The 14,983-nt window shown below is 64.3% G+C and carries 14 protein-coding genes; 5 read left to right on the forward strand and 9 right to left on the reverse strand.

What is annotated here, in order from left to right; translation table 11 throughout:
• Positions 1-3: 3 nt before the first annotated feature.
• Positions 4-1,335: a dihydroorotase gene (locus tag FJ425_RS20095; protein ID WP_140725604.1), complete on the reverse strand. Its 1,332-nt coding sequence runs from the start codon at positions 1,333-1,335 to the stop codon at positions 4-6.
• 85 nt (positions 1,336-1,420) lie between these two features.
• On the opposite strand from FJ425_RS20095, the gene FJ425_RS20100 reads away from it, so the two are divergent.
• The 3 genes from FJ425_RS20100 to FJ425_RS20110 all read left to right on the forward strand — a co-directional run bounded on the left by FJ425_RS20100 (position 1,421) and on the right by FJ425_RS20110 (position 5,123).
• On the forward strand, positions 1,421-2,284 hold the full coding sequence (locus FJ425_RS20100; RefSeq protein WP_140725607.1) for a folate-binding protein YgfZ: 864 nt from the start codon (positions 1,421-1,423) through the stop codon (positions 2,282-2,284).
• Complete coding sequence (locus FJ425_RS20105; RefSeq protein WP_140545301.1) at positions 2,284-2,922, forward strand: HD family hydrolase; 639 nt, start codon at positions 2,284-2,286, stop codon at positions 2,920-2,922. The genes FJ425_RS20100 and FJ425_RS20105 overlap by 1 nt, the downstream gene beginning before the upstream one ends.
• Positions 2,923-2,987: 65 nt before the next feature.
• Positions 2,988-5,123, forward strand: a complete 2,136-nt coding sequence (locus FJ425_RS20110; protein WP_140636424.1) for an EAL domain-containing protein — start codon at positions 2,988-2,990, stop codon at positions 5,121-5,123.
• Between the two features lie 13 nt (positions 5,124-5,136).
• Here FJ425_RS20110 and FJ425_RS20115 read toward each other — a convergent pair whose 3' ends face one another.
• The 5 genes from FJ425_RS20115 to FJ425_RS20135 all read right to left on the reverse strand — a co-directional run bounded on the left by FJ425_RS20115 (position 5,137) and on the right by FJ425_RS20135 (position 10,314).
• The gene (locus FJ425_RS20115) at positions 5,137-6,027 is read right to left on the reverse strand and encodes a fatty acid desaturase family protein (protein WP_140636494.1); all 891 of its coding nucleotides are present in this window, start codon (positions 6,025-6,027) and stop codon (positions 5,137-5,139) included.
• A gap of 203 nt (positions 6,028-6,230) precedes the next feature.
• On the reverse strand, positions 6,231-7,694 hold the full coding sequence (locus FJ425_RS20120; RefSeq protein WP_140545297.1) for a RimK family protein: 1,464 nt from the start codon (positions 7,692-7,694) through the stop codon (positions 6,231-6,233).
• A 4-nt stretch (positions 7,695-7,698) separates the two neighbouring features.
• Positions 7,699-8,796: a GNAT family N-acetyltransferase/peptidase C39 family protein gene (locus tag FJ425_RS20125; RefSeq protein ID WP_140545295.1), complete on the reverse strand. Its 1,098-nt coding sequence runs from the start codon at positions 8,794-8,796 to the stop codon at positions 7,699-7,701.
• Between the two features lie 208 nt (positions 8,797-9,004).
• Positions 9,005-9,799 (reverse strand): anti-sigma factor, encoded by a 795-nt coding sequence (locus tag FJ425_RS20130; RefSeq protein WP_140545293.1) that lies wholly within the window; start codon positions 9,797-9,799, stop codon positions 9,005-9,007.
• The gene (locus FJ425_RS20135; protein ID WP_140725610.1) at positions 9,796-10,314 is read right to left on the reverse strand and encodes an RNA polymerase sigma factor; all 519 of its coding nucleotides are present in this window, start codon (positions 10,312-10,314) and stop codon (positions 9,796-9,798) included. The genes FJ425_RS20130 and FJ425_RS20135 overlap by 4 nt, the downstream gene beginning before the upstream one ends.
• A 215-nt stretch (positions 10,315-10,529) precedes the next feature.
• Here FJ425_RS20135 and FJ425_RS20140 point away from each other — a divergent pair, with 215 nt between their 5' ends.
• Entirely contained in the window at positions 10,530-10,781 is a 252-nt protein-coding gene (locus tag FJ425_RS20140) for a type II toxin-antitoxin system prevent-host-death family antitoxin (RefSeq protein WP_140725613.1), read from the forward strand.
• Positions 10,774-11,169 carry a hypothetical protein gene (locus FJ425_RS20145; RefSeq protein ID WP_140699812.1) on the forward strand — a complete coding sequence of 132 codons (396 nt, stop codon included), beginning with the start codon at positions 10,774-10,776 and terminating at the stop codon, positions 11,167-11,169. Before FJ425_RS20140 ends, FJ425_RS20145 begins: the two co-directional genes overlap by 8 nt.
• A gap of 37 nt (positions 11,170-11,206) precedes the next feature.
• Here the strand turns inward: FJ425_RS20145 and FJ425_RS20150 are convergent, their stop codons facing one another.
• The 3 genes from FJ425_RS20150 to FJ425_RS20160 are packed head-to-tail and all read right to left on the reverse strand — an operon-like array spanning position 11,207 to position 14,693.
• On the reverse strand, positions 11,207-11,620 hold the full coding sequence (locus FJ425_RS20150) for a type II toxin-antitoxin system VapC family toxin (protein WP_140725616.1): 414 nt from the start codon (positions 11,618-11,620) through the stop codon (positions 11,207-11,209).
• Entirely contained in the window at positions 11,620-11,862 is a 243-nt protein-coding gene (locus FJ425_RS20155) for a type II toxin-antitoxin system VapB family antitoxin (RefSeq protein WP_140725619.1), read from the reverse strand. Before FJ425_RS20155 ends, FJ425_RS20150 begins: the two co-directional genes overlap by 1 nt.
• Before the next feature lie 59 nt (positions 11,863-11,921).
• Positions 11,922-14,693 carry a DUF2339 domain-containing protein gene (locus FJ425_RS20160; protein ID WP_140725622.1) on the reverse strand — a complete coding sequence of 924 codons (2,772 nt, stop codon included), beginning with the start codon at positions 14,691-14,693 and terminating at the stop codon, positions 11,922-11,924.
• Between the last annotated feature and the right edge of the window lie 290 nt (positions 14,694-14,983).

Genomic DNA, 14,983 nt, shown 5'->3' on the forward strand with positions numbered 1-14,983 from the left:
GGATCAGGCCGGCAGCGCCTCGGAGAACTCCACCGCCCTGCCCTGGCCGGGTGTCGCGATCTCGCCTTCCCACATGACGCGCACGCCGCGCACGATGGTGCCGACCGGCCAGCCGGTGACCTCTTTGCCGTCATAGGGCGTCCATCCGGCCCTGGAGCCGGCCTGCGCGTTGGTGATGGTCTCGCGCCGCTTCATGTCGACGATCGTGAAATCGGCATCGTAGCCGGCAGCGATGCGGCCTTTCCTGGCCATGCCGAAAATGCGCTGCGGACCATGGCTGGAAAGGTCGACGAAGCGCTGCAGGCTGAGCCGGCCGGCATTGACGTGGTCGAGCATGATCGGCACCAGCGTCTGCACGCCGGTCATGCCGGACGGCGAGGCCGGATAGGTCTTCGCCTTCTCGGCCAGCGTGTGCGGCGCGTGGTCGGAGCCAAGAACATCGACGATGCCCTGCGAAATGCCGTGCCAGACGCCTTCACGATGGCGTGTTGCCCGCACCGGCGGGTTCATCTGGATCAGCGTGCCAAGCCTGGCATAGTCGTCAGCGCTCAGCGTCAGATGATGCGGCGTGGCCTCGCAGGTCGCGACATCCTTGTGCTGCTCGAGCAAGACGATCTCCTCGGCCGTCGATATGTGCAGCACGTGAATACGCGCACGTGTCTGCCTAGCGATCCGCACCAGCCGCTCCGTGCAGCGCAGCGCCGCGATCTCGTCGCGCCAGACGGGATGCGACGAGGCATCGCCCTCGACGCGCTCGCCGAGCCGCTCGCGCAGGCGGAACTCGTCCTCCGAGTGGAAGGCGCAGCGGCGGCGGGTGTTGCGCAGGATCGAGGTGACGCCTTCATCGTCCTCGACCAGAAGATCGCCGGTGGACGAGCCCATGAACACTTTTATGCCGGCCGCGCCCGGCAGCCGCTCCAGTTCGCCGACATCGCGAGCATTGTCGCGCGTCCCGCCGACCCAGAAGGCGAAGTCGCAATGCATGCGCCCGGTGGCCCGCCGCACCTTGTCGGCGAGCGCGGCCTCACTGGTGGTCAAAGGGTTGGTGTTGGGCATTTCGAAGACGGCGGTGACGCCGCCCAGCACCGCGGCGCGGGAGCCGGTTTCCAGATCCTCCTTGTGCTCCAGCCCCGGTTCGCGAAAATGCACCTGGCTGTCGACGACGCCCGGCAGGATGTGCAGGCCCGTGCAGTCAATGGTTTCGCCAGCCGAAGCCTGGCCGAGATCGCCGATCCGCGCGATGCGTCCGGCCTTCACGCCGATGTCGCGCCGGCCCTCGCCGTCATGGTTGACCACCGTGCCGCCTGTCAGGATGAGGTCGAAGGTGGTTGCCATGAGCAGGTCCAATCTCTTGCGGGGGGAGTGTGGCCGGCTTACGTAATGACCGGACGTTTTGCAAGATCAGGCCGATTTCACGCTCATGCCCTTTGCCCAAATCAAAGACCGCGCGCTCATTTCCGTGTCAGGCCCCGATGCCGAGCACTTTTTGCAGAACATCCTCACCACCGACCTCGACACGCTTGCGCCCGGTGAGGCAAAACCCGGCGCGCTGCTTTCGCCGCAGGGCAAGATCCTGTTCGATTTCCTGGTCTCGCGCGCCGGCGACGATGGCTTCCAACTGGAATGCCGGGCCGACATCGCCGACGACTTCGTGCGCAGGCTGATGCTTTACCGGCTAAGGGCAAAGGCCGAGATCGCCAAGCAGGATCAGGTGCTTGTCACAGTCGCATGGGGTGATGATTCAACCGCCTCACGTTCTGATTCAAGCGTGCTTGCCGACACGCGGTTTCAAGATATCACGGTTACGCGCACTTATGGCGGCGAGGCGCGGGACGGCGGCGACCCGAATGGCTGGCTGAACATGCGCATCGGCTACGGCATTGCAGAAAGCGGCTCCGACTACCAGCTTGGCGACGCCTTCCCGCACGACGTGCTGTTCGACGAGACGGGCGGCGTCGGCTTCAAGAAGGGCTGCTATGTCGGCCAGGAGGTCGTCTCGCGCATGCAGCATCGCGGCACCGCGCGGCGCCGTGTGCTGATCGCCGTCGCAGCCGGTCCGCTACCGCCGGCCGGCGCGGAGGTGACGGTCAATGGCCGGCCGGTCGGCATTCTGGGTTCGTCAAACGAGGGGCGCGGCCTCGCCATCGTGCGCACCGACCGCGTCAAGGCAGCGATCGACGCTCACGATTCGATCAGGGCCGGCGAGACGCCAATCATGCTTGCTATCCCGCACTGGGCGAAATTCACCTTCCCGCAGGATGCGGCCAGCGCGGAGGAGGCCTGATGGCTGCCGACCGGGCCGGCGCTCCGCCGCGCGCCTGGCAACGCATGCTGTCCGGCCGGCGGCTCGACCTGCTCGATCCCTCGCCGCTCGACATAGAGATCGCCGATATCGCGCACGGGCTCGCCCGCGTCGCGCGCTGGAACGGCCAGACCAGAGGCGACCACGCCTTCTCGGTGGCGCAGCACTCGCTGCTGGTCGAAGCGCTTTATGGCGAACTGGCACCCGAGGCCACGGCCGAGGCGCGGCTGGCAGCGCTGCTGCATGATGCGCCGGAATATGTCATCGGCGACATGATCTCGCCGTTCAAATCGGTGATGGGCGGCTCCTACAAGGATTGCGAGCTGCGCCTGCAGCGCGCCATCCATCTGCGTTTCTCGCTGCCGGCGGAGCTCGCCGCCTCCTTGCGCAACGACATCAAGCGCGCCGACCAGATCGCCGCCTATTACGAGGCGACGCTGCTGGCTGGCTTTTCGACCGCTGAGGCGACCGAGTATTTCGGCCGGCCGCGCGGCTTCTCCGCCGATCGCTTCGACTTCACGCCAAAATCCGTGACCTGGGCGCAAACAGCTTTTCTGAAGCGTTTCAAGACGCTGGAAGCCAGGCGCCAGTCGTCGCTTGCCGTGAATACAACCCCATGAAAGAACGCTAAATTAACCCGCGGCCGCGACAGTATTGCGTTCGGTCACGATCCGAAGGCGTGCTCATGCCCGGCGCACATGTCAAGACTGGTTCGGTCGTCGGCAGGCGAAAGACGTCCGGCATTGGTCCATCCCGGCGAATCGCAGAAGAACTTCGCGCGCAGAACGAGCGCTTCGCGGCCGCTGTCGAGAACATGTCGCATGGCCTGTGCATGTTCGACGCCGATGAGCGGATGATTATCTGCAACCGCAACTACATCGACATCTTCAGCCTGGACGCCAAAGTGGTGAAGCCCGGCATTCGTTTCCTCGACATCCTGCAGCACAGCGTCGACATCGGCATCGCCTCGCAGAGCGCGAGCGAGCTTTATGCCATCCGCAAGCCTTACATCGACGGCGCCAGGGCTTCGACTTATGAGGAAATCCTGTCGGACGGGCGCATCATCGTCATTTCGCACCGGCCGATCGCCGTCGGCGGCTGGGTGTCGATCTACGAGGATGTGACCGAGGAGCGGCGCGCCGAGGCCGAGTTGAAAGAGCAATACCGCCGCTTCGATGCCGCGCTGGCCAACATGTCGCAAGGCCTGCTGATGTACAGCGCCGAGGGCCGGCTCATCGTGCGCAACCAGCGCTTTCTGGACCTGTGCAACGCCGAGGCGTCGGATTTCACGCTCGGCATGACGCATCGCCAGATGCTGGACAAACTCATTCGCCTCGGCATCTTCGCACCGCTCGAAATCGACATCGAAGTCGGAAAATCCAAGGCAAGGCTGGATGCCGGCCAGTCGCACGCGAGCTATCGCGAGCTGGTCGACGGCCGAACGCTCTTCGTCCAGCGGCGACCGCTGGCCGGCGGCGGCTGGGTGGCGACTTTCGAGGACGTCACCGAGCGCCGGCGCACCGAAGAGCGCATGACGCATCTGGCGCATCACGACACGCTCACCAATCTGCCCAACCGCTCGATGTTTCGCGAAAAGCTGGACCAGGCGCTTGGCGAGGCAAAGCCGCTGGCAATCCTCTCGCTCGACCTCGACCGCTTCAAGGCCGTCAACGACACGTTCGGCCATCCGGCCGGCGACTGGCTGCTGCAATGCGTCGCCAAGCGGCTGCAGCACGCCGTGCGCAGCAGCAAGGACGTGGTGGCGCGCTTCGGCGGCGACGAATTCGCCGTCATCCAGTCGGGCACCAAGAGCGCCGCCGACGCCGAAAGGCTCGCCAAGCGCATCGTTGAGATCGTCGGCAAGCCTTATCGCGACAAGGGGCGCGAGATGCATGTGGGCGTGAGCCTCGGCATCGCGCTCTATCCCGGCGACGGACACGACGCCGACACGCTGCTCACCAACGCCGACATGGCGCTCTACCGGGGCAAGAGCGAAGGGCGCAACGTCTACCGCTTCTTCGAGCAAGGCATGGATGCGCTGATGCGGGAGCGCCGTGCGCTCGAGGCCGATCTCGAGGCAGCGCTGTCCAGGCGCGAATTCGAACTCGACTTCCAGCCGATCCTCGACATCGGCTCCGGCAAGATTGTCGGCGCGGAAGCCCTGATGCGCTGGCGCTCGCGGTCACGCGGCCTGGTATCGCCGGAAAACTTCATCGCGGTCGCCGAGGAAACCGGACTGATCGTGCAGCTCGGCGATTGGGCGCTGCGCAAGGCTTGCAACGTGGCGGCGAACTGGCCGCCGGACATGCGCATGGCCGTCAATGTCTCGGCCGCGCAGATCAAGAGCGGCGGCTTCGCTCGCAGCGTGATCTCGGCGCTTGCGTTTTCCGGCCTGCCGGCCAACCGGCTGGAGCTCGAAATCACCGAGACGGTGATGATGGACGAAAGCGACGCGGTGCTGAAGACGCTGAGCCAGCTGCGCGGTCTCGGCGTGCGCATCGCGCTCGACGATTTCGGTACCGGCTATTCCTCGCTCGGCTATCTCCGGCGCTTCCCCGTCGACAAGATCAAGATCGACCGCTCCTTCATCCGCGATCTCGACAAGCGCGACACGGCGGCGATCGTGCGCACGGTGATCGGGCTCGGGGCCGAGCTCGGCATCACCGTCACCGCCGAAGGAGTGGAGACCGAAGCGCAGCTCGACACGCTGCGCAAAGCCGGTTGCGGCGAGGCGCAAGGCTTTTTGATCGGCGTGCCGGCCAAGGCGTCCGACATTGGCGGGCTGCTGCGCTCGCAGGCGCTGCTGCGCCAGTCAGGCTGAGTGACGTCCTCCGTCAGCGTAGCGCCCCGACATATTTCTCGTGGAAGCTCACATAACCTGGCTCGACCACCTTGAGGTGCCACTCGATCAGGCGGTGAAATTCCGGCAGCTGGTGGAACGGCACGCCGGGATAGGCGTGGTGCTCGGCATGGTAAGGCATGTTCCAGGCGAGCTTGCGCACGAACCAGTTGGTCAGCGTCGTGCGGGTGTTTTCCAGCATGTTGGCGACGAAGGGGCAGCGGCCGTGCTCGGCCAGCAGATAGAGCCTGAGGAACGGCTGGCCGAGCAGCGCCGGCACGATCCAGACAGTGAGCAGCACCGAGGCCCTGAACCAGACCGCAAGCGCCAGCAGCACGACATAGAAGACGATCATCGCCCGCGCCTCGGCCTTCACTTTCGGCAAGCCCTTTGACGGCACGTAAGTGTCGCGGCAGCGCCCCATCGCATTGGTGTAGAGCGTCTTGAAATGCCCCCACCACACCGGCAGGCCGGAGACGTGGACGATGTATTGCCGCATCGTCTCGGGCTTCGGGAATGCGAGCTCCGGATCGTTTTCGGGATCCTGGGTGAAACGGTGATGGGCGAAATGGAAATAGCGGAACCAGTCGGCCGGCAGCGCGAGCGCCAGGCTGCAGAAGCGCGCGACGGCATCGTTTAACCACTGCGTTTCGAACGCCGTCCTGTGCACCGTTTCATGCAGCGGCGTGAACAGGAACACGATCAGAATGCCCTGCGGCAGCATCAGGACCGGCCAGAACGGCACCTTGGCCGCGATCAGCGCGCCGAGGAGGACGATCGCGCCGAGATGGAGCGCGAGGTGGACAAGGGCCGGCCCATCCGATTTGCCGGTCAGCCGGCTGCGCTCCTCATTCGTCAGCGAGGCTATCACGGAACGATGATCGATGGCTGCGTCGGGGTCGATTGCGCTCATGGGATCACGATACCCAGGGGGAATTGAGGAATTGAAGAACTGGAGAACTGGAGAACTGGAGAACTGGGGAAGCGAGGACGGATGACTCGGCTAGACACTCAATTCTTCAAATTCTTCAATTCTTCAATTCCTCAGTTCCTCAGTTCCTCAGTTCCCCAACTCCCCTCCTCCGGCCGCTACTTGTCCGGCCTTTCCAGTCGCTCCAGGAACCACTGCGTCAGCCGCACCCAGAGTTCGTCCTTTTCGCCGGAATCCTCCCAGCCATGGTCGAGGTTGGGATTGTCGTTGACCTCGATGACGAAGACGCCGTCCTTGGTCTCCTTGAGGTCGACGCCGTAGAGCCCGTCGCCGATGCATTTTGCCGCCCGCACCGCGGTTTCGACGACATGCGGCGGCGTCTGCTTCAGCGTGAACGTCTTGATGCCGCCCTGGTCGGGCTTGCCGCTGGCCTTGTGGTTGACGATCTGCCAGTGCTTCTTCGCCATCAGATAGTGCACGGCAAACAGCGGCTGGCCGCCGAGCACGCCGACGCGCCAGTCATATTCGGTCGGGATGAATTTCTGCGCGATCAAGAGATCGGAATCGTCCAGCCACTCGGTCGCGAGCTTGGTCAGCTCCGCCATGTTCTCGCATTTCTTGACACCGCGCGAGAAAGACGAATCCGGGATCTTCAGCACCAGCGGAAAGCCCAGCGTCTGCGCCGCCACTTCGAAGTCGGACGTGCCGGCGATCATCACCGTCGGCGGCACCGGCACCTTGTTGTAGGTCATCAGCTCGTTGAGATAGACCTTGTTGGTGCAGCGGATCATCGACAGCGGATCGTCGATCACCGGCATGCCTTCCTGCTGGGCGCGGCGCGCGAAGCGGTAGGTGTGGTTGGAGATCGACGTCGTCTCGCGAATGAACAGCGCGTCGTAATTGGCGAGCTTGGCGAGGTCCTTCCTGGTGATCGGCTCGACCTCGACGCCCATCTTCTCGGCGATCCTCGCCCAATAGCGCAGCGAGGAAATCTCCGACGGCGGCAGTTCCTCATGCGGGTCGACCAGCGTCGCGAACGTATAGCGCGCCGGCGTGCGGCCCTTGGTGTCGCGCCATTCGCGGTTGGTGTAGGTGTCCAGGCATTGCAGGAAGAACTCTTCCTCATCCTCGGACATGCGGGCAAGCGGCAGGAAACCGATCTTGCGGATCGAGGCCCATTCGGCGCTGTCCTTGATATGGACCTCGAGCGCCGGCGCGCGGAACCAGTCGAACAACAGCTTGGCGAAACGATCCCATACTTTCGACGGACCGATGCCGAAGAAGATCGCTACCTTGGCCGGAAAAATCCCGCCGAGATCCTTGCGGCATTTGTTCAGGGCAAGCTCGAGCTCCGGCAGCGCGTGCTCGTAGAGCTTGCGCTCCGAGAGGTCGATCATGGTCTCGACGGTCGGGATCACCCTGTGGCCGCGCGAGCCCGCGAGAAGCGAGGCGTAGTAGCCGCGGCTCTGGTAGCCGTAATTGTTCGACAGGTTGATCACCTTCGGCCGCTGGCCGCGGAACAGCGCCGGATGCGCGAGATAGTCGCGGTTGGTGATGATCTTGTGGGGTGTGGCCACCTGATCGAGATCGTTCTGCCTGCCTGTCAGGATAACCCAGGTCATTGTCTCAGCGTTTTCCCAGAGTGATTGCGGCGCGCAAACCATCGCGGCCGAACTGCGCCATATTCATGAAGATGTCGTAGGGCACCGGAATGTTCGCGGCATCGAGGATCGTTTCCTGCCTTTCATCCTCGACCCAGGGATCGTGGATCAGGATATGGTCGCCATCGTCGCCGATGGCCAGCACCCAATGCGGCACCTTCTTGCCGAACATCAGGAAGCCACTGATCAGGACCACAACCAGCTTGCCCTCGGCAAGGGCGTCACGGATGTCGCCGATGCCGAACGGACGGTAGTTGACAGGGACGCCGTAGAGTTCGGCGCGACGGCGGAAATCGACCTGGGCAAGCTCCATCACCCGGCGCTTGTCCACGCTCCTCACCGACTGGAGGAACAACGCGCCGTAAAAGGAGACGAATATCTCGGCCGCAAGTCCGCTCTCGTAGCCGGCGACCGCCAGGCCGAAAGGCTCGCAGCCGCCAGGGCCGGACATCATGAAGACTGTGGTCGCCTCGCGCCACAGGCGGATTTCCATAACCGGATCGGGCACGAAGCCAGGATCGAAATTGGCCATCGCCATCATCAGGCAGCAAGGGCCGCAGGTGAACTCGCAGGTCTGCTGGTAGAACGGCACCCTGGTCGCGGTCGGGGTGTCGCCGCGCAGCGTCTTTTCGTAGCGCAGCGCCGTGGCGCCATCCTCGTAATAATCGGGCTCGCGGCCCAGTTTTCGATAGCCGGCCTGCTCGTAGATACGAATGGCGCGATCGTTGTCCTCGCGCACTTCGAGGCGCAGCAACAGCCGGTCGTGCTCGAAGGCCGCTTCCTCGGCGGCCGCCAGCAGAAGGCGGCCGATACCGAGCCGACCGAAGAACGGGCCGACGGCGATGGAATAGAGCCGCGCCACGCCGCTGCCCTTGCGAAACAGCACCACCGCATAGCCGGCGACACGGCCCTCGTTCTCAGCCACCAGCATCTCGGCGGTTTCACGTTCGATGAACTGGCGGAAGGAGCGGCGCGAGAGCCTGTCGCCCGGAAACACCGCCTTCTCGATGGCGGCGAGGTCATCGACGTCTGACGCACGGGCCTTGCGGATCTCGGCAGGCATGCGGGCTTGGGAGAACCTCGATTGGGTTAAAGAAAACGGCCCCGGTGGATGCGTCGCGAACACCGGCCGAACCGCCAGTATTCATCAAGCGCTATCGCTCCTTGATTAGGGCTGAATTGTGACAGTTTCCGCCCCGGCTGGAAAGGGCAAAGCGTTTGAACAGGATTGCCGTTCAAAGGGCTGCCGGCCGCCGAAAAAGGCAGCCGGTTCAGCTCGATATGCCTGCCACGAGCTGGCCATAAGCGGTTTTTGCGACATCCGACAGCCGCTCCGGCGGCAACGAGCCGACGACGGCGCAAGCATAGCCTTTATCCAGCCAGTAGACCGCCTCCGGTCCGCCCCCCTCGGCAGTATAGGTGCCCTTGGACGTCGCCGACGATTCGGCGGTGACGAAGAGCGAGATGCGCTCGCCCTTGGCGTCCTCGTAGAGCAGCATCGCCGCCTTGCCCTGGCCGCCGGCCGGCAGCAGCCGGCCACCGACCAGTTGAAAGCCCTCGGCCGCCAGGTCGGGCGCAACCAGCTTCAGCCCGACTCGGTTCGACAGCCAGGCCTGGAGATGGTCCTTGTCGCTTGCCGGGACCTCGACGGCATGGCGCTTCTCGGCGGCGTAGAGGACATGGGCGGCGATCGCCTGCTCGGCGAGCTGGTCGTCGCCGTCGTCACCGCGGCTGACGCTGTCGATGCCGGCGACATAGCCGCCGAGGCCGCCCACGGCGAACACAACGGCGGCCGCGGCCGAGAGCCACCAGCGCGAACGCCAGGTCGATGCCTTTGCAGGCGCCTGGCCGAGCAATGCCTGCCGCAGCCTCGCCGGGACCGGCTCGTCCATCACGCCGGCCAGGGCGGCGCGCATGGCGGCGCGGTCGGCGATGTAGCGCGCGGACTTTGCCTTCATCTCGGGATTGGCTTCGAGCCAGGCGTCATAAGCCATGCGCTCCTCGCCCGGCAGCTCGCCGTCGAGGGCCATATGGATATCGCGTTCGGAGAAATCGCGGCGGGTCATTTCTCAACAATCCTTATCGAGCGGCGGCGCGATGTGTCGTCGAGCAATCCTCGCAATTCCTCGCGGCCGCGCGCGATGCGCGACATCAGCGTGCCGGCCGGCACGCCAAGGATGTTGGCGGCCTCGGCATAGGAAAAACCCTCGATGGCGACCATCACCAAGGCCGCGCGGCGATCGGGGCTGATCGCCTGCAAGGCATCCATTATCTCGCGCGAGGCGATGGTCTCGACCTGATCGGCGGGTGCGGCTTGGGCTTCACCGGCTTCGAGAGGCAATATCGCCGCCTCGCCGCGCCGGTTGACCTTGCGCATCTGGTCGATGAACAAGTGATGCATGATCGTAAACAGCCACCTCCGGGGGCTTTCTCCCGTCTGCCAGTTGTCGAGCCGCACAAGCGCCCGCTCCAGGCAATCCTGGACGAGGTCGTCGGCGGAATCGCGGTCGCGCAGCAGCGAGCGCGCGTAGCGCCGCAACCGCGGTATCTCGCTTAGGATCGCTGCCTTCTTGTCGTCCATGACCGCTTGTTTCGAGGTCGCTTTCCATCCGGATAGAACGCGCCTTCGCGGCGCGGTGCAAGCAGTCAGCGCGAAGCGGCCCAACCGCTGCGGTTACCCAAGCAAGAGCATAACGATGGCAGAGGCCAATTTATTCCCGCAGCAACCGACCCAGGAATTGATTGTCTTAGTTACGTAAAATACCTATAATAGATGAATTACGTATGAGGCCTGCGATGAAGCAATTCACCTTCTCAGACATGAACCGCGCTTCGGGGGAGATACTCGAAACGGCAATGATCGAGCCCGTAGCGCTCACGAAACGCGGCAAGGAGAAACTTGTCATCCTTTCAGCCAGTCAATACCGCAAGCTCGTCAGCATGCCCCATGCGGCCGCTTACACGCTCGAGGGTGCACCGAACGACGTCCATAATGAACTGATGTCCGGGCTCGAAGCGATCATAGCCGGTGAAGAGCCTGATGCTTAAGCCGGGCGACCTGCTCCGATATTATTATCTTTGGGCGCGGCAGGCGAAGGCCGGCGAGGAATCCGGCCGAAAAGCGCGCCCTGTCTGCATCGTGGTCAGAACCCCGGCTACACCTGCCGCGCTGTTCCTGTTTCCGCTCACCTCGCAAAAGCCGGACCCGTCCCGACTATACATCGCAATCAGTGAGATCGAGTGCCGCAGAGGCGGGCTCGACTTTCCCTCATGGCTAATCGTCGACGAATACAACCGCGCACAGGTCGATGAGGCGTATGATCTCGTCTCCACCAAGCCAATCGGCGCTTTCAGTCCGGCATTTGTCCGCAAGATTGCCAGCATCATCAAGCAAGCAGCAGAACAACACCGCCTGCAAGGCACTGTTCGCAGGTAACAGCGACGCGCCAGCTATCCGATTGTCGAAGCTAAGATCATGCCAAATCCGTCAGCAGGAAATCATTGCCTTTGTAGAGCAGCGGAATATCAAGCGCCTTGGCGCAGGCATAGGCAAAGCAGTCGCCCAAATTCAGATCGGCTTGATGGCCGACGGCCTTCCCATAGCGAGCGCTGGCCTCGATGGCGCGCGAACCGATCTCCTCGCCGATCGGCACATTTTCTCCGCTAATTTCCAAAATCAGCTGGTCTACCAGATCGCGAGCCTTCAGGAGAGCTTCAGCGGTCGGCTTGCGGGAACCCGCGCCGGCTCTCGCCAGAGCCTGTGTCGCCTCAAAGCGGACCATCGCGGAGACGTAGAAGTCGACAGTTCCGGAGAGCTGTTTGAACAATTCTTCCCAGCCTGGTTCCTGGTTGAGGATGGCGACGATCACCGAAGCGTCGACAAACATCAATCTTCCCACATCTCATCGGTGAATTTCTTCATGTCGAAATCGGGATTGGGCAGACCGATCTTCTTCGCCTCCGCCTGAAGCCTGACGATCCGATCGCGCAGCGGCACCTTTGCGCGATGGCGTTCCAGTTCGTGCAAAAGCGCGGTCCGCACGGCCTCGGTCTTGCTGGTCGCTTTGGTCTCGCGCTGCAATTTTGCGGCCAGCGCATCGACCTCGTCGTCGCGAATGTAGAGCGGCATGAATATCTCCTATTGGATATTCATATATTCCATTTTGAATATCCAAACAAGTCGACGCACTACGCTTCCCTCGCCGCCCTTGTCAGCAGCCGTTGATAGAACAGCCCTATGCCGATCAGCACGGCACCGAGACCGATGAAGGACAGCGCACGCAGCACGCCTTCGAGCTCCGACATGTCGAAGAGAAAGACTTTCAGCACCGCGACCGCGATCAGCGCCGCCGACGCGATGCGCAGCACCTGCGATTTCAGCCAGACGCCGGCGGTGAGCAGCGCAACGCCGATGACCAGCCAGAGCGCCGAATAAGTGTAGGTCTCGAGCTGGCCCAGCCCGCTCCACAGGGCGATGAACTCGCCCTTGAACAGGCGGCGCACCGAGAGCGTGGCATAGGCGAAGGCAAGCAGCGCGGCGATCAGCGCCAGCATCGCCGCATACCATCGCGGGCGCTTGTCGCGGACATAGAGCGCCAGCGCGCCGGCGGCGACCGCCGGCAGCAGATAGGCGAGAAACAAAAGGTTGAAGACGGGAACCGTGCCGGTCGACTCGTCCGTCAGCAGCGGGTTCAGCACCACGAAATGCTGGACGGCGATCAGGCCAGCCGAAACCACGCCGGCGGCCATCGAGCCATAGCGCAGGACCGAGCTCGGCGAACGCATGTCGATGGCGACCAGTATGGCGCCGGCGCCGAGCGCGATTAGCGTGTAGATCGCCTGTTCGGCAAGAGTGACCGTGCCGGTGTCGATGACGCCGCCATGCATGGCATGGCGCACGAGCATGGCAATGGCGAGCAGCGCGAACAGCGCCGACGCCGCCTCCATGGCAAGGCGCGGCCGGCCATTGGTGGTGCGGGCGAGTTGCCAGGCGGCGAAACCGAAGGCCAAAGCAGGCACGCCATAGCCCGGCAGCAGCCAGTTCAAGATCGGCGTCCTGGCGAGAGACGCCGCGCCGACGATGGTCGGATCGAAGGCGACGCGGCCGAGCACGGCGATCGCCGCGCCCACCGCGATCCAGCCCAGCACGGGGTAGGTGCGCCAGCGCGTTGCCAGCGCCGGGACGACAGCGGCGGCGCCGAGCAGCAGGGTCGTCCAGCCGGAGCCGAAGGCCATGTGCAGCATCAGCAGGCCGGCGACGCCGGCGCCGCCGAGCGCGAATGACACGGCCGGGCCGCCGGCCAGCGGCGGCTCCTCGGCGCGTGCGATCCATTCGCTGCCGGCGGCGAAGGCGAGCGCCAGCAACAGGGCCGGCAGCGCATAGCCGAGGTCGCGGTCGATATCGCCGAAGGTCAGCCACAGCGCCAGAAGCACCACCAGCGGCGCAATGACGCCCCAGGCCGCCCAGCAGGCTGCGCGCAAGGGAGCGGCAGCGGCGAAGCGGCGTGCCGCCCAGAAACCGGCGGCGAGGAAGATCATACCGAGCGCGACGCCGATGCGGAACGTCAGCGCGTCGGACGACGCCAAAGGCTGAGCGTCGAGCCCGACATCGAGCGCATCCGCCCCGATCGTGGCGGGCGGAATGATGCCGAGATAGATTAGCACGGTCGCGATGCCGGCGGCAAAGACCAGCGGAAGCGCGGGCGGCCGATAGAGCGCCGCAGCGACCAGCGCGGCCAACAGGATCGCCCCGTGCAAGGCATCGCCGGCGCTAGCAAAGGCCGGATCGACGGACAGGGCCAGCGCGCTCAGGGCGATGAAGAAGCCGGGCACGATCGAAGGCCAGTCGAAGCCGCGCACCGTATCGTCGCGGCCAGTAACCAAGAAAAGGCCGAGCCAGACGAAAGCCAGCACGGCCAGCGTCGCCAGGCTGATGAACAGGACGGCGGCGAGGTTCACCTCCGGCGCGTCGACCATATAGAGAATGGTCCAGATGCCGGTGCCGGCAAAGGCCGCAGCCACCAGCGCCTTCCAGTCGCGAATGCGGGCGATTGCCGCCGTGGCGGCAAGCACGATCGCGAGATAGACGAACAAGGCCCAGGGATTGGGTGCTTCCGAGGCGACCAGCGCCGGCGTGACCATGGCGCCGACGAGGCCGATGCCGGCCAACGCCAGGCCATGCAGGAGCGAAGCGCCAATGGTCGCGACGCCGATGACGCCAAGCAGCGCGAAGGCCGTCGCCGGACCGATGAAGCCATAGATGCCGTGCGCCGCATAGACCGTGCCGAACAGGATGAAGGCGCCCGCCCCGGTCAGAATCGCGGGAATGTAGGCGCCGGCGGCGCCCTGCACCGGCACCCTGAAGCCGGTGCGGCGGATGAATTCGGCGCCGGCAATCAGCACCAGGCCGAGGATGCCGGCCATGGCGAGGCGCACGCCGGGGCCGAAAATGCCGGCCTCGATGGTGTAGCGGATCAGGAACAGGCCGCCCAGCGCCAGCGCGATGCCGCCGACCCAGACTGCCCAGCGCGTGCCCAGCGCTGTTTCGACATCGGTTTGGCGCGCCGCCTTGGGGGCCGCGGGAGATCCGGCTGCGGGCGTTTCGACCACGGAAGCAGCGTGCGCCGGCTCGGCCGTCCCGGCGGATTGCGCGGGGACCGTCCTGCCCTTCGTCCAGGGTCCGGCCACGGCCTCGCTTTCGGCATTCTCGGGCGTCGCGGCGATCTCCTCGGCCACGGTCGCGCCATCCGCCAACGGCGCGGCAGGCGCTGCCTTGGCCTCCTCAGGAAGACCTTCCTGCGCCGCGTCCGCCGGCTTGGGCGCCGATAGCGAAGCGCCCGACTGCACCAGCCCGCGCAGCACAGCCAATTCGCGCTCGACCAGCGCAATGCGGTTCTGCTGTCGTGACACGATGACGAAAAGAGCTATGACGGCGGCAATGGCGATCAGGCTGAAAAACATGGCGGTTTCCCTCAAAACCAGGCCAGTCGTGGCCAAAGAATGCGGCAATGAGACGGCTGGTGCAAATCAGCGTCTTGCCGGCTAAAGGCGCCTCGCGCCGAAACGGAATCAGGCGACGCGCCTTTAGTCATTGTTTTGGTGCATGTCGTTCCCCCAAAACCGCTGCGCACCTTTAGGCGGCATGCACTGACAAGATCGAGCATGTTTTGTGGCCGATTGCCAGCAACTTGCCGGTTTATCCAATGTCGGGTCGCCGAGGCGCCGGCATTGCCGGCGAGATTACGTGGCCT

The organism is Mesorhizobium sp. B2-7-2, assembly GCF_006440775.1.
Classification (GTDB): Bacteria; Pseudomonadota; Alphaproteobacteria; order Rhizobiales; family Rhizobiaceae; genus Mesorhizobium.

Coding starts and splice junctions, on each gene's coding strand:
- FJ425_RS20105 (WP_140545301.1), top strand. CDS start 2,284: ATGGCTGCCGACCGGGCCGGCGCTCCGCCGCGCGCCTGGCAACGCATG.
- FJ425_RS20110 (WP_140636424.1), top strand. CDS start 2,988: ATGCCCGGCGCACATGTCAAGACTGGTTCGGTCGTCGGCAGGCGAAAG.
- FJ425_RS20100 (WP_140725607.1), top strand. CDS start 1,421: ATGCCCTTTGCCCAAATCAAAGACCGCGCGCTCATTTCCGTGTCAGGC.
- FJ425_RS20155 (WP_140725619.1), bottom strand. CDS start 11,862: ATGCCGCTCTACATTCGCGACGACGAGGTCGATGCGCTGGCCGCAAAA.
- FJ425_RS20130 (WP_140545293.1), bottom strand. CDS start 9,799: ATGACCCGCCGCGATTTCTCCGAACGCGATATCCATATGGCCCTCGAC.
- FJ425_RS20140 (WP_140725613.1), top strand. CDS start 10,530: ATGAAGCAATTCACCTTCTCAGACATGAACCGCGCTTCGGGGGAGATA.
- FJ425_RS20150 (WP_140725616.1), bottom strand. CDS start 11,620: ATGTTTGTCGACGCTTCGGTGATCGTCGCCATCCTCAACCAGGAACCA.
- FJ425_RS20145 (WP_140699812.1), top strand. CDS start 10,774: ATGCTTAAGCCGGGCGACCTGCTCCGATATTATTATCTTTGGGCGCGG.
- FJ425_RS20160 (WP_140725622.1), bottom strand. CDS start 14,693: ATGTTTTTCAGCCTGATCGCCATTGCCGCCGTCATAGCTCTTTTCGTC.
- FJ425_RS20125 (WP_140545295.1), bottom strand. CDS start 8,796: ATGCCTGCCGAGATCCGCAAGGCCCGTGCGTCAGACGTCGATGACCTC.
- FJ425_RS20095 (WP_140725604.1), bottom strand. CDS start 1,335: ATGGCAACCACCTTCGACCTCATCCTGACAGGCGGCACGGTGGTCAAC.
- FJ425_RS20135 (WP_140725610.1), bottom strand. CDS start 10,314: ATGGACGACAAGAAGGCAGCGATCCTAAGCGAGATACCGCGGTTGCGG.
- FJ425_RS20120 (WP_140545297.1), bottom strand. CDS start 7,694: ATGACCTGGGTTATCCTGACAGGCAGGCAGAACGATCTCGATCAGGTG.